Genomic DNA, 14,422 nt, shown 5'->3' on the forward strand with positions numbered 1-14,422 from the left:
TTCTATCATGTAGCGCAGGGCGAATAATTTTGGCTCATATCATACTTTTAACCATTTACAAAACCGGGATGCTCCCGATGCAATTCCCGGCACTATCAAAATTATCTCAATCATTTAAATATCACAAAATTGAGCAGTATCAAGTCACTGAAGTTACAGCCAAGGAACCAAAAAATCAACCATAAAAAATTTATCAAATCGCCGCGACAGTATGCAGAAATGAAACTAAAGTTAATACCGAAATCAAGAGTGCAGGACGTTTTATTATAGCGACCAATGTTTTAGATTCGCGCCTACTCAGTAACGATGAAATGCTCAGGGAGTATAAAGCCCAGCAATCATGTGAGAGGGGATTTGGTTTTCTGAAAGACCCTTTGTTTTTTGCCGATAGTATATTTCTCAAAAGTCCAGAGAGAATAGAATCATTAGGGATGATTATGGGTTTATGTTTGCTGGTATACACCCTAGCTCAACGGCAAATACGATCGGCTTTAAAAGCGTCTCAATCAAAGATTAAAAATCACTTAGGTAAACCAACTTACCGCCCGACATTAAGGTGGATATTTCAATGCTTCCCGTCTATTCATTTAGTTCGATTTGAGCGAGAAATGCGGGTTTCTAATTCGAGTCAACAGCGAGAGTTTATCCTAAATTTATTACCAAAAGATTGTCTTTATTACTATAATTTATTACTTAATAATTGCTCTATTACTGATATTATATTCCCTTAACTAAGACGCTATTCTCTTTGATTAATAGCGCTCTGTTAAGATGGCAAAAATCTCGTTTGCTCACTTCGAGTTATTAAGCTAAATTATCAATTATGTATTTAATATCTTGATTCATTTATCTAATGCCAACCTAGATGCCTCTCTTGCTTATTGCTGCTTGTTGAGAATAGGTTTTGATGCCGTTTTTGATCATTCATCACTGCTTGAATCTCTTTTTTGAGGGAAGATGTCTCTTTTTATGCAAGCTTTGCTTTTTTATCTCCGTAATTTCCGATTGTGACAGTTGAGGGTGCGGAATGTGGGTTTAAAGGAATCAAATTTAGGACGTTTATATGACATAATTGAGTACCTTATGGTAGAAATTTACAAGTAATAGGAGGGTTACTTATTAAGATTAAATAATGCCTAGTCGAACTTCTCAACAGGGTAGGCAAGCGACGCTATTTTTCCTACCCTTACCGCCTAAAACCAGCGCTTTTTGAGTTTCTTCAAGTGCGATAGCCTCAAATTTTCCACCAACTGCCGCAACTGACTCAAATTACCCGATTCCCCGCCATACTTCCACCGCACATAAGCTTGCGAAACTTCATCAATAACCTCAGCTTCATCAGTTGCATGATTACCGCGCATTGCCTCAGCATACTCCAAAGGCGTTTGAGCTTTCTGCTTGGCAAATCCCCTACTCGCCAAATCCTTCAACATTTCCTGATAAACCCCCTCCACTGGCGGCAACTTCGCCAGCCAGCGGCGGTGACGCCACTTGCGCCACACTTGCCAAATTAACCAGCCAATAAAGCCAAAGCCGATCGCAGCAATCAAACCAGTAAATAACCCCACCCAACCCCTAGAAAACTGTCCCAGAAACCAGCCTACAATCAAAGTTATCCAGCCAATTACAAAACCTATGACTGAATCGAGCCCGCTTCTGAGAGGAGTCGGTAGCCAACCCGCGATCCACTTCCAAAACGATTCGATCGCACTAAAAGTCTGGTTGTCTTCCACCGAAGCCGGAATCAGAGGATAACCGGGAATCGGATTAAAAGCAAACCAGCCGTGATTGGGAAAATATACCTCCGTCATCAAAAAAGCGTCGGTATTTTTCACAACATAGTAACCAGTAAACGGGTTAAATTCCCCCGTATCGAAACCCCCCACCATTCGGGCCGGAATCCCGATCGACCTCAGCATAATTGTCAATACCGTCGAAAAGTGGTCTGGATATCCCCCTGTAACTTTTTTGCCGCCCTGAGTGTTTTTGTAGCCAAACAGAAAACCCTCGACTAAATCTTCACCTTCTTCTAAGTAAGGCAAAGCTTTTTCTATTTTGTAATTCGGATTTTGCTTTAAATATTGAGCCAAATACAAAGCTTTTTCGTAAGGAGAGTCGATCGATCTATCTGATTTAGCTACTCTCGTCCTTGCTAGCAATATTTCCTCTGTTTTTGCCCGCACCTTGGCGGCAATTTCCGGCGGCACATCTAAATAGAACTTGCGAATGTTTTTTGGGTAATTAGTACCAGTTTTACCCAACAGAGCTCGATCGCGAAAAGGCACATTAGAAATCACTGTATAAGTCACACCTTCTCCCAATTCCGCAGGCGCTCGCAAACCCCCCTCGGCATCAATTGCCACCTCTGGACTCGGAAAATAAAGCTCCTTCGGCTTGTTTAAAGCCGGAATCAAATTCGGCAATGGAGCAACAATAGTATAACTTTGAATCACCTCTTGAGTCCGAGGCGCATTGGGAAACGGATTCAGATAAAATTGATAAGACCAGCGAGGTCTATTCAGCTTTTGAGCTTGTTCGTTGCGAGAAATTTCCCAACCCTGACCGGTGTATTTGTCGAAGCCTAACACCCGCCAAAAACCTGCAGCCTGCGATCGCACCCGCATCACCACTTCAGGTTTCATTTCCCCCCGCAAATTTTGATTGATGCGCTGGTTGAAACCGTAATAAAAAGTAGAGTCCACCTCTCCTGGCCCTTTGTCTGGGTTTCTCCCCCTTCCTCCACCAGTTCCTTTTTGGTTTCCCCCTCTGACATACCCCGGATTCAGAATGCTGCGCGAGTCAAACTCTCCCTGATATTCAAGGGGAGCACTCACCGGAAAAGTCCGCAACTGATAGCCAGGGAGGCGCGGCAAAAACGCAAAAATAGTCAGCCCCAACCCGACAGTTATCAGCAGCAGCCAACCAAAATACTTTGGGGATAAAGTAGCAGCAAATAGCGACAGGCTTTCATTTTTCCCTTTACCTTGTGCTTTTTCGCCAATGGCTTCTGGCTTCAAAAATCCCAAGCGCGATCGATAATCCAAAACCAAAGTCGGCAGCGCTAAAGCCAAAAACACCAATAACAGCGGCCCAAAAGTCAAGGTTTGGCTGAGAGTCGCTGCTACCCCTAACAAAATTAGCCCGATTACCATCGAGTAGCCTAAATCCTTGCGGCGAGGCAAATCGAAACTGTGCAGCACTTGAAGTTGGATTAACAGTTGCGCCAAAACTAACCGCGTATCGTTCAATTCTCCCACCAAGCGGTTAAAAAAAGCGAACAGCGCCACCAGCATTCCAATAGCTATGCAGAACTTAGCAGCTACATTGCGATCGCGGCGGCGATACCAACTCCAAGTTGCTCCCACAATACTAACAGGCACAGCCCACAAGTTCAGGGCTTCTTCAGCAGCAACGTCAGTAGCTACAATTCCCACAATTACCAACAACTGAACTAGGATTCGCAGCAGTAAAGAATCCTCAATCACCGGCGGAGGCATGGCCTCAATCTGCTCCCACAGCTTACCCAAAACAGGTATATTTCGCAGGTTATCAGTTGTCATGTGCACCCATCCAACTATTTTAGATTTTAGATTTTAGATTTTAGATTGAATCCACAGATAAATCTGGGTTTTAACTAATATCTAAATCTTATTTCTCTGTCATTAGATTTTAGATTTAATCCACAGATTAACTTCACAGATGAATCTGGCGGCTTGAACTAATATCTAATTTTTTTTGCTTTCCACGACGACAGAAATCGATGAATTGCATTGGTTTTTGTGTGAGGTCAAACCACAGAGTAAACACCTACATTCTTTACTCTAATTAGAGCTTTCTAGTTGCTATCTTGTCCGGCCCAAATAGGACGAATAGCAAACATCAAAGGTCGGGTCTCGAAGTTTTGGAATCGAACTTCTAGGGCATAAGTCTTGTTAGGTTGTGGGTCAAACAACTCCACACTTAAATGCCCGGAATTCGGACGATGTGCAGTTGCTTCGGCATCTCCTCCCTTGAGTTCCAAACTTCCTGCCCCCGGAAATTGGCACTCAACTCTTAAACACGGCATGGGCTGTTCTCTGTTGGGGTTCGACAGGTATTGAGCCTCCAAAGTCAGCGAACCCAAAGCAGTCAGCCACTCCCGCGAAACCGGCGGCTGATTCACAGGACAATCGAGAGTTAGAGACTCAATGATTTCCTTGGCGGCCAATAGCGACAGCACCATTTGTTGATCGGTACTCGCGGCTTCGTAATTCGGGAAATCTTCTAAATCTAGAAGTCCCCGCAAAGAACCTCGGAGCACTAAACCAGCTAATTCGTTGAGTTCCTGAGACTGGCCCGGAAACAAGCTATCTACAGCGCGAACTAACTTCGAGCCTTGCCGCAGCGACGACATTACCAGTTCCTGACAAGGTTCTAGCAGTTGAGCAAAAACCCCTTGGGCGATCGGAATTGGCAGGCGGCCCCACCTGATATTTTGTAGTTGGGGAGTCCAGAGGTGTAGGGGGGGAACCCATTGCGGGGCTACATCGTCTGGGTAATCGTGGTCGTAGCTTTTGAATTCTGTTTCCCAGGGGAACAGCGGCGGATTAGATTCAATTTCGGCTCTAAGCCTTTCTTTTAACAAGGTCTGAAAACGGTCTTGCACGGTCGGTATTTCTCCAATTGTCAGCGGTTGTGCGGGTGCATTGCTGTGCGCCCCCACTTGATAGTCCAGCGGGTCTGGTTCGTCCCATTCCCAGTATTCCACCCCGGAATTGTCTTCTGTGTCGCCCCACTCTTCTGAGCGAGGGGATGGATTGAGGTTTTCCTCATCTTCGCTAGAGGCATTCGCGATCGGCGCCTGCAATATCCAGTCTAAAAAATGGCGATCGAAAGCCTCTGCATCCCTGTTCGTTTCGTTATTCATCACTAGATGCCCCTTCTCCGGAATCTGAACGATTTCGCAATTCCCACGCAAGTTCCAGCAATTTAAACCACCGCTTCTGTACCTGGGCTACCGTGCTGCCCAGGGTTTGCGCGATCGCTGACTCTGACAGACCTTGTTGTTTCAACTTTAGCAAACGCTGTCCTTCTGGGCCAATTTGCTCACCAAACGCCTGCCACTGAGAAGGCAGCAAACCCAAATTGCGATCTAAGTCTGCTTCCAGCCACTGGTGAACAAGTTCCCAGCGGTGCGACATGGCGAACCTGAGCAAATGGTACTTGAAGCGCTGCTGCAAATAGTCTCTTTGGCGGGGAGTTATGCCCAGAAGCGACTCTATTTCATTAGTCGGCAAGTCTTGCAAGCGCAGCACGAAGTAATCGGCGCAGTCTTGTTGGTTGCGCTCTTTCAAATAAGCTACTAATTCGTCAATCACGGTTTGCCGCAGAGATTCTGACTCGTCGCCTTGGGGGCGAATTGCAGCCGAACCCTGTCCGGCCATCGCTTCCCGCACCGAGTGTACCGAGGTGTCGTTCCAAGTTTGGTCGGAATCTGAAGCCCCGCCGTCGGCGGCTTGTTCCATATCTACGGAGGTTTCTTTGGGCTGCTGCTGGGAAAAGGTTTGGGCCCGTAAAATAATTAGTTGCTGGCTGCGGTTCCGAGGTAAAGGAATGCGCCGCTTGCCAAAGCGCTCTACAAAGGCCATGTACTCTGCTAGTTCTAAGCGAGTGCGGGGACTGTAGGTGGGTGGCAGTTGGGTTTCGCGCCGGAATGCCTTTAAAGCTTCGAGATAAAATCCTTGCAAAAAATCTTTGATCAGTTCTACTCGCGCCTGATAGCTAGACTGCACCTGCGGAGGGGTGATGTAGCGATAGACGATCGCGCTGAGGGTACTGTGCAATTCTACTCGCCCGGGCCCGGAGCCTAAATTGTAATAGTGAAGGCATTGTTGCAAGCGGTGCTGAGCGAGGCTCTGGGCTGAACCTTCTATATCTCCGGAGGCTTGAATCCGCTGGCTTTCAGTGCATATCCTGTTGACTTCTGCTGCGAGTCGTCCTGCTACATCTTGGCAGTTCTGCTCAGACGCGCGAGTGGACTTTTTAAGTTCGTCTAACAGCAGTTCAAATATGGTTTCCACGCTCTGGCAGATTTCCCGCATGATGGTTTACAGCTAACAATGAAAGTACCACAGTTAGTCAAAGTATGGATAAATCTTTCCTACTGCTACTTTACCCCGTATTCCCCAGATAGGACAAACTGCAATGCCCTCTTTCTCCTCCTTCGCGCCAACACAGAGGACTGCTTTTTTTATATGTCCTGGAGGCGCCATCGGCCACAAACCAGGTTTAAACAGTTGCCATTGCAACGATGGTTCATCATAGTGTCGGATTTGACAAAGCCTTCATGGGGGCCGAAAACGCTACACTGCCGTTGATACCTTCGGCTTAGTGCTGTGATGGTCACAGCAGCGCAAGTGTTCCTGAAGGTGAAGCGAGCACACAAATTCTCCCGGCGGTCTACCAGATGGGGTCAAGGGTTAGAAACGGTTATATTTAATTCCAAGTCCCCTATGCCGTCATTTAAAGCAGCCTACACAATTAAGTGTGTGGGATGTTGGTTAACTGGGACATAAATTCCTTGATTTTTACTAACAATCAGAGTGCAGCCTTTTTGTAAGCTGTTTTACATTTAAACTGTGTGTCAAAAATCCATAAAACTCTTGTGGGACGGGCTTCTAGCCTGTCCCGAATTTTAAATTTAAATGCGTAACAGCTTATAGCCCGATTGAGCGGGGACTCATCGGTTGCCCCATCCCTGTGTTTGCCAAACAAAGGCACTCCAGAACAATAAGTTTCATGGCATCTATCTAAGGGTATCTATATTGCGATTAATTTAACCGGAAATGCAGATATTTTACTAAAGTGCGATCGTCTTCGATCGTCCTCTGGGTTGATGTAAGTGACGGGCGAAATTTGTTCTAATAGTAAAGTTAGATTTGAAGGAACAATTTTCAATGCGTAAGTTAAACATAGGTCTATCTGACGAGCAACGTGCAGGCGTTATCGAACTATTGAATCACGACTTGGCAGATGCTTATCTGCTGTTAATCAAAACCAAAAAGTATCACTGGGATGTAGTGGGCCCGCAGTTTCGATCGCTCCACCAGTTGTGGGAAGAACACTATCAGGCGTTAACACTAAATATCGATGCTATGGCCGAACGGGTGAGAACTTTAGGTGGCTATCCAATTGGTACTGCTGAGGGTTTTCTGAAGTATGGCTCGATTAAAGAACATATCGGTGATTTGCCTTTGGCTACGGAAATGGTATCGCGTTTAGTTGACGACCACGAACTGATTATTCGCAATCTCCGCCAACACGTCGAACAGTGCGGTGAAGAGTTTAAGGATGACGGAACCGCTGACTTTTTGACGGGTTTGATGGAACAGCACGAACAAATGGCTTGGATGTTGCGATCGTTTATTGAAGGGGAATCTATTTCGCCCGATGGTAAGCAGCCACAAGCTCAAACTGCTACAGCTTCTCACGCTTAGAAAGATTAAGTAGAAGCAAGAAGCAAGAAGCAAGAAGCAAGAAGCAAGAAGGAAAAATTGAAATTCTTTTATTTAACCCTTTTTCCTGATTGTCGATCGACCAACCGGCCAGAATTAAACGCCCTCTAGCTTCCTCAAAAACCCGGTTTCTTCAACAAACCGGGTTTTTCAATTTAGGGTTTATGTAGATTTTCGATTTCCTAAACTATTGAATCGCATTCTTTCGTATACCTGCGATGGCAACATTCTGTGAGCTTTCGTCCGCGCCTCAATCCTCGCCAGTGTCGTCCCTTCACTCGATTCTGATGCTTGTTTTAACTCTAAGCCTGATTCAGTTGGCACTGGAACTATTATTTTTAATATACTTTCTATAAAGAGCAGATACAAATTATGGCGCAAAAGTGCCATTGATAAATCTTCTTTGAACGCTCGATACAGCCAAGATAATGTACTGCGGTGATTGCCGCTGCGGTTGCTTTTGACAGCTAAGTAAATGTAAAAATTGCTGCTAGACCACCGATAAATGCTGCTGGGAATTTCGGGATGTTGCTGCCGGACATCGGCCATAATTAAAGAGTGAGATTTTGCCATTGCTGCATAGTTGCTAGACATACTGCTGGCAATCTGCCGATAGCCCACTAAGTATTCTGGCACGACTTTAAATTGATAATGTTCGGCTATGCGGAGGTGAAGTTCCCAGTCTTCGCAGCCTTGAGCGTTTTCTAGTTTAAGTTGGCCGTTGTAACCGCCGACTTTGGCAAAACAAACGCGGCGGATTAGAGATGAGCTGGCATTGCCTATAAAATATTTATAAATTAATGCTGTGTAAACTTCTCCTTCGATGGTGGAGTTATAAAATCCACTTGTGAGCAAGTCTTTTTCATTTATATCAACTGACCAGGAATAGACAACTCCGACAGATGGTGATGAGGAAGTCAGGCATTTCACTTGTTTTTCTAAGTTTTGCGGATACCAAATATCGTCGGCATCAATGGGAGCAATATATTCGCCTTTTGATTTTTCAATTGCTAGGTTGCGGGCGACGGCGACGCCGGCATTTGATTGGTGGAATAAGCTGACTCGGCTATCTTTTTGAGCAAAAGATTGAACGATTTCGGCTGTTGTATCTGTAGAGCCGTCATCAACTACTAAAAGTTCTATGTTTTGATAAGTTTGAGATAAGACAGACTCTAAGGTTTTAGCAATAAAATTTTCAGCGTTGAAAGCTGGTATGATGACTGAAACTAATGGCTGATTTAAAGTGTTTTGGGAGGTGTTCATGTAATATAAAAAAGGGTTTATGTAAAAGTTTTGGTTCAAAGGGAGCTAGCTAAGGGTATGTTAGCAAATTACTAAAGCTCGATCGTACAGCGTCGGAAATTTTAAGACGTATATTTAAAATATATTGCCAAACGTTATAAAATGTGAATTGACTCGGCAGTCGCGATCGACACTTGGTGCAGAAGTCACTCGCAGATGAGGTCTGTAAAAGAAATTTTACCGCGCAAGTCTTGACAGTTTCCGGGCATCCGTATAAACTGTGTTTTATTTTATACAATGTACTTATTTGTAAAATCAAAGTCTGGTGCATTGCAACACAGCCATACCCAAATACTGCTGGGGCTTTTTCTGAAGTTTACACAAACAATCATATATTTAAAGATTTTGTAAAGCTGTTGTCTACATCAGGTCAGTCTCAGCAAGATATGGCGTAAAATAGAGGTAAGAATGGGAAAAATCCAATCGAGAATACCAGAAAAAAATCTAGTTGAAGACAAACAGAAATCGAGTTATAAATAAAAAAGTAGAGCTGATTTTACCCTTCGTAAAGTAGCACCAATAACATTCCAGCAAATTTTAGCCCCTGCAATTTAAACAATTTAGGTAATGATTTCTACCGCCGATCCCACTGTATCCGTTATTATCCCAGTCCACAACGGGGGCTCTTACTTCCGCACCTGTTTGTCAAAACTGGCTCAAGCTGTGCCCCGGCCGATCGAGATTATTGTAGTAGCAGACGGCGAAAGCGACGGTTCTTGGCGTCTGGCCAAGGAATTCGGCGCCAAAGTGATCAGAATTCCAGAATGCGGGGGCCCAGCGCGGGCAAGGAATTTGGGTGCCCAAGCTGCAAAGGGAGATATTCTGTTTTTTGTGGATGCTGATGTCGCTGTTTGTCCAGAAGCTGTGGGCTATGCGATATCGGTGTTCAAAAATAATCCCTACTTAGCTGCTTTCATTGGCTCTTACGACGATGCTCCTGGAGATCCTGATTTTCTATCGCAGTACAGGAACTTGCTGCACCACTACGTGCACCAAACAGGTAACGAAGAAGCTTCGACTTTTTGGGGGGCTTGCGGAGTGATTCGCCGGGAAATTTTTTTGCAAATGGGCGGCTTTAATGAGAGTTACCGCCAAGCTTCGATCGAAGATATTGAGTTCGGCTACCGTTTGAAACAAGCAGGTTATAACATTCGGCTGTGCAAAACATTGCAGGTGAAGCATTTAAAGCAGTGGAAACCTATGGGGATGGTGAAAGCTGACTTTTTCTACCGAGCACTGCCTTGGACAGAACTGATTTGGCGCGATCGCCAATTGAATAACGACCTCAACTTGCAAGTTTCAAACCGCATCAGCGTGATTTTAACTTATGCAGTGCTGCTGGCAATTTTGGGGACGTGCTGGTCGCTGAGCTTTCTGCTACTGGCTGGTTTGCTGGCAATACCGCTGGTAGCAATTAATGCACCACTTTACCGATTTTTTTACCGTAAACACGGTATCCTATTTGCCCTGAAAACTATTCCGTGGCACTGGCTTTTCTACTTTTACAGCGGACTGGCATTCGCGATCGGCACTGGTCGCTACTTATACCAAAAAAAGCCTGTGACTGGCAAAGTTAGTTTGCCGGTATCCGCTCAATAAATCAAGACCAATTGTCCTTCAATATCACGTAAATCGATCGTTTCTCAGGGTATTCACGGGTGCATCTATCCCTTTAACAAGTTATAAATAATTGTATGGTTCGAGAAAAAAGCTGGAGGTAGGCTGAGTGAAACATTATCCTGTGGCGATCGTCGGTGCAGGCCCTGCGGGCTTGACTGCTGGCTACGAGCTAGTCAAGCAAGGCATCATCCCTGTTGTACTAGAAAAAGGTGATAAAGTTGGGGGAATAGCTCGCACAGAAACCTACAAAGGCTATCGTTTCGACATTGGCGGCCACCGCTTTTATACTAAAGTTGAAGCCGTGCAGCAGTTGTGGCAAGAGGTGCTGGGAAATGAGTTTATTAAAGTGCCACGATTGTCGCGAATTTTTTATAGAGGTAAATTTTTTAACTATCCGATCAGTGCCTTCAATACTCTCTTTAATTTGGGCATAATTGAGAGTACGCTCATTATTTTGAGTTATCTGAAAGTGAGAATTTGGCCACTTACGGAAGAAAAAACTTTTGAACAATGGGTGATCAATCGTTTTGGGGAACGCTTGTATAAAACATTTTTTAAGACTTACACTGAAAAAGTTTGGGGCATTCCTTGTTCGGAAATCCAAGCAGATTGGGCGGCGCAGCGGATTAAAGGATTGTCGCTGACTACAGCAATTATTAATGCTTTGTTTGGTAGCAACGACACTAAAACATTAATCAAAGAGTTTGATTATCCAGCTTTGGGGCCGGGGATGATGTGGGAAAAGTTCGCGGAAGCTGTGGAGAATAAAGACGGCAAAGTTTATCTCGATACTAAAGTGATTAGGTTTGAGCGTGAAGGTAATAAGATTAAAAGTATTACTGCGGAGCAAAACGGAGAATTAGTTCAATATTCTGCTGATAATTTCATTACGAGTATGCCGATATCGGCGCTGGTAGCAAGGATGAAACCGCAGCCGCCCGAAGAGGTATTGCACGCCGCGCGATCGCTCAAATATCGAGATTTTTTGATTGTAGCGCTGATTGTCGATCGCAAGGATTTGTTTCCTGACAACTGGATTTACATTCACTCCCCAGAAGTCAAAGTTGGACGAATTCAAAACTTTAAGAATTGGAGCGCCGCTTTAGTTCCAGACGCCAGCAAAAGTTGTTTAGGAATGGAATATTTCTGTAGCGTAGGCGACGATATTTGGGAAATGTCGGACGCGGAACTTATCGAATTAGCAACTCGCGAGTTGGTGGGTTTGGGGTTAGCAACCACTGCTGATGTGGAAGATGGAGTGGTCATACGGCAACTTAAAGCTTATCCAGTTTATGATGGGGAATATCGAGGACACTTGCAGGTACTTGAAGGTTTTTTGAAGGGAATTGAGAATTTGCAGACGATCGGGCGCAACGGTATGCACCGATACAATAACCAAGACCATTCTATGCTGACGGGAATTCTGGCGGTGAGAAATATTCTCGGCGAAAAGCACGATTTGTGGGATGTGAATACTGAGCGATCGTACTATGAAGATTTTAGTGTCGATCGTTCAAAGGACAAAAAGGATTCGGATTTGATTTCGCAGTCAGTATAGCCAGCCGAGATAGGGATTGCCATGAAAAAAGCTAACCTGCCAAACTTAATCGGCTTCGCAGCAAGCATCTTCGTGCTCCTGCTTTCAGTGCAGTGGTTTGTCCCTATCCAACTCGACTTAATCGAAGCGATAGCCGCGATCGCTTCTGCTTGGAGCGTTTGGCTGCTTGCTAAAAACAATCCCCTCGGCTGGTGGATCGGCTTAATCGGAGTTATCGCCTACGCTGCGGTGTTTTATAAAGTTAAACTTTACGGCGAAGTTGCGATTCAATTCTTCTATTTAATCACGAGCTTGCAAGCAATTTATATTTGGCTGCGCGGGGGCGAAAACAGCACAGAAAAACCTGTATCTCGCATGGACCAACGCTGGCTCATCCTCACCGCAGTCTTCGTTACAGTTGGTGTATTTGGCTTGCGAACAGTATTAGTATCTTTGGGCGGTGCAGCACCCTTTTGGGACGCCCTAACCACCATCTTAAGCGCGATCGCCCAGTTGTACCTGATGGAACGCTATCTCGAAAGCTGGTATTTGTGGATTGTTGCCGACACGATTTACGTTCCCTTGTATGCCTCGCGCGGGCTATATCTGACGAGTATTTTGTACGCGATATTTTGGTTAATGGCAATTTACGGACTGCAAAATTTTCAGCGGATTTACTCGGAACAAAAGTTAAAACAGCAGCAATCTTTATGATACTCGGTGTTACTGTAGGCAAATTTTACCCCTTCCATAAAGGACACGACTACTTAATTCGAGAAGCTAAAAAAAAGGTTGACCGTTTAATCGTTCTCGCCGCCTGCAAAACAAATCAAGCAGTTCCAGGAAGCGTTAGAGCCGAATGGATTCGGTTTTTGCATCCCGATGCAGAAGTTATCGAAGTGCTCGACGATTTGCCGGAAGCCCCCGAACCTTGGGCTCAGAGGACTCTTGAGGTGCTTTCCGGGCGAAAACCCGATATCGCTTTTACTTCAGAAGATTACGGCGAACCTTGGGCAAAACTGATGGGAGCTCAACACTGTGCAGTTGATCGCGAACGGCTCAAATTCGCGATTTCTGGAACGCAATTGCGATCACACCTAGCCGAACACTGGCAAATGCTGACTCCCCCAGCCAAAGCCTACTTTGCCAAACGAGTCTGCGTGCTGGGTGTAGAATCGAGCGGCACAACTACCCTGGCACGATCGCTCGCACAGCACTACCAAACTGTTTGGGTTCCCGAATACGGCAGGTGTTACTGGGAAGGTAGGCAATATTCCCCCGATCCAGAAATTTGGGACAGCTATGAATTTGTAGAAATTGCCAAAAAACAAGCTGCTATAGAAGACGATATTGCTACTCGCGCTAACAAAGTCGTTATCTGCGATACAGATTCTTTAGCTACTTGTATTTGGCACAAACGTTACCTTGGTTCGGAACACCCGACACTCAAGCAAATTGCAGACAGCCGCCGCTACGATTTGTATATTTTGACTCAGCCGGATTTCGGGTTTGTTCAGGATGGAACGCGAGAAAGCGAACATTTACGAATGACTATGCACCAGTGGTTTGTTGAGGTTCTTCAGCAGAAAGGAAAGCGGTATATTACTGTCGGAGGAGCGCACGAGTTGCGAATGTTGGAGGCTCTGCGGGCGATCGATTCACTGTTGGTGTTTGAACCGTTAAAGGAGCTAGAGAATTAGGAATAACTGGAGTGCGAGCGCGCACCTTTTATTGGCGGGCGATCACTCTTTTGAAATATCTCTTGCTGCTCTAGATATCTATTAGAATAGTCGAACTAGGCGGTTATAAGGATTGCAGGGAAACGATTTATGAAACTCACCGATTTGCCCCAAGATGTTCTCGATGATTTATGTCAGGATCAACAGTGGCGATTAGATATCGATCCAGGATTTGATAGCAAACACGAATTTTGGATGGCGTGGCACCATTTTCTGAAGTTACCGCAGGAATCCTACTTTGAGATATCCGAAGATAGTCTGGCAGATTTTCTCACAGTTGAAGAGTATAACCTGCTGCTGCCAGTGCCGCGATCGCACCATGCCAGCATCCATCCCATTCGATTGATTCCGAGTGCTGACCAACAGACACTCACCCTGTTTCTTCAGGACTCTTACCATCGTGATTGGTTCACAAATCCCAGCGATGCCCGTTATGGATTTCTGGCGATCTGCGATCGCTATCAGAAGTTTGGTTGCGACTTCTATCTTGCCAGCTATTATCATTTCGCTTACCTCCTCGGAAAGGATTACGAAGTGGCTGTAGCGATTCTTACTCAAAAATTAGGTCAGCTACCGTAGTTGATGTCCGATTGAATGAGATCGATTAAGATTAGTTTGTAGTGAGGAATTTAGTCTTTCGATCCTGCGGACTTAAGTCCAATGGCACTGAAAAAGTGAGCAAAAAAAAATCTGTAAGGCAAGCTCTGCATAGATAATTGCCTTACAAACCA

At 45.1% G+C, this 14,422-nt stretch carries 11 protein-coding genes; 7 read left to right on the forward strand and 4 right to left on the reverse strand.

Annotation, left to right across the window (positions count from 1 at the left end):
• Positions 1 to 197 precede the first annotated feature (197 nt).
• The gene (locus tag QUB08_RS29715) at positions 198 to 731 is read left to right on the forward strand and encodes an IS1634 family transposase (protein ID WP_333229629.1); all 534 of its coding nucleotides are present in this window, start codon (positions 198 to 200) and stop codon (positions 729 to 731) included.
• A gap of 462 nt (positions 732 to 1,193) precedes the next feature.
• Here QUB08_RS29715 and QUB08_RS29720 read toward each other — a convergent pair whose 3' ends face one another.
• The 3 genes from QUB08_RS29720 to hetZ all read right to left on the reverse strand — a co-directional run bounded on the left by QUB08_RS29720 (position 1,194) and on the right by hetZ (position 6,080).
• Positions 1,194 to 3,560, reverse strand: a complete 2,367-nt coding sequence (locus QUB08_RS29720; RefSeq protein WP_333229612.1) for a transglutaminaseTgpA domain-containing protein — start codon at positions 3,558 to 3,560, stop codon at positions 1,194 to 1,196.
• A gap of 275 nt (positions 3,561 to 3,835) precedes the next feature.
• Positions 3,836 to 4,906: a hypothetical protein gene (locus QUB08_RS29725; protein WP_333229614.1), complete on the reverse strand. Its 1,071-nt coding sequence runs from the start codon at positions 4,904 to 4,906 to the stop codon at positions 3,836 to 3,838.
• The gene (gene hetZ / locus QUB08_RS29730; RefSeq protein ID WP_333229616.1) at positions 4,899 to 6,080 is read right to left on the reverse strand and encodes a heterocyst differentiation protein HetZ; all 1,182 of its coding nucleotides are present in this window, start codon (positions 6,078 to 6,080) and stop codon (positions 4,899 to 4,901) included. The genes QUB08_RS29725 and hetZ overlap by 8 nt, the downstream gene beginning before the upstream one ends.
• Positions 6,081 to 6,935: 855 nt before the next feature.
• Here hetZ and QUB08_RS29735 point away from each other — a divergent pair.
• A complete protein-coding gene (locus QUB08_RS29735; RefSeq protein ID WP_333156462.1) occupies positions 6,936 to 7,475 on the forward strand; it encodes a Dps family protein in 540 nt (179 codons plus the stop codon).
• Positions 7,476 to 7,655: 180 nt separating this feature from the next.
• Here the strand turns inward: QUB08_RS29735 and QUB08_RS29740 are convergent, their stop codons facing one another.
• The gene (locus QUB08_RS29740; protein WP_333229619.1) at positions 7,656 to 8,756 is read right to left on the reverse strand and encodes a glycosyltransferase family 2 protein; all 1,101 of its coding nucleotides are present in this window, start codon (positions 8,754 to 8,756) and stop codon (positions 7,656 to 7,658) included.
• A 606-nt stretch (positions 8,757 to 9,362) separates the two neighbouring features.
• On the opposite strand from QUB08_RS29740, the gene QUB08_RS29745 reads away from it, so the two are divergent.
• The 5 genes from QUB08_RS29745 (at position 9,363) to QUB08_RS29765 (ending at position 14,270) form a co-directional block, all read left to right on the forward strand.
• Positions 9,363 to 10,394: a glycosyltransferase family A protein gene (locus tag QUB08_RS29745; RefSeq protein ID WP_333156464.1), complete on the forward strand. Its 1,032-nt coding sequence runs from the start codon at positions 9,363 to 9,365 to the stop codon at positions 10,392 to 10,394.
• 127 nt (positions 10,395 to 10,521) lie between these two features.
• Positions 10,522 to 11,973, forward strand: a complete 1,452-nt coding sequence (locus QUB08_RS29750; RefSeq protein ID WP_333229621.1) for an NAD(P)/FAD-dependent oxidoreductase — start codon at positions 10,522 to 10,524, stop codon at positions 11,971 to 11,973.
• 21 nt (positions 11,974 to 11,994) lie between these two features.
• Complete coding sequence (pnuC, locus tag QUB08_RS29755; RefSeq protein ID WP_333229623.1) at positions 11,995 to 12,666, forward strand: nicotinamide riboside transporter PnuC; 672 nt, start codon at positions 11,995 to 11,997, stop codon at positions 12,664 to 12,666.
• Positions 12,663 to 13,652: an AAA family ATPase gene (locus QUB08_RS29760; protein WP_333229625.1), complete on the forward strand. Its 990-nt coding sequence runs from the start codon at positions 12,663 to 12,665 to the stop codon at positions 13,650 to 13,652. The genes pnuC and QUB08_RS29760 overlap by 4 nt, the downstream gene beginning before the upstream one ends.
• A gap of 129 nt (positions 13,653 to 13,781) precedes the next feature.
• Complete coding sequence (locus QUB08_RS29765) at positions 13,782 to 14,270, forward strand: hypothetical protein (protein WP_333229627.1); 489 nt, start codon at positions 13,782 to 13,784, stop codon at positions 14,268 to 14,270.
• Positions 14,271 to 14,422: the final 152 nt, after the last annotated feature.

Origin of the sequence: Microcoleus sp. BR0-C5 (genome assembly GCF_036705045.1) — a bacterium.
Lineage (GTDB): Bacteria > Cyanobacteriota > Cyanobacteriia > Cyanobacteriales > Microcoleaceae > Microcoleus.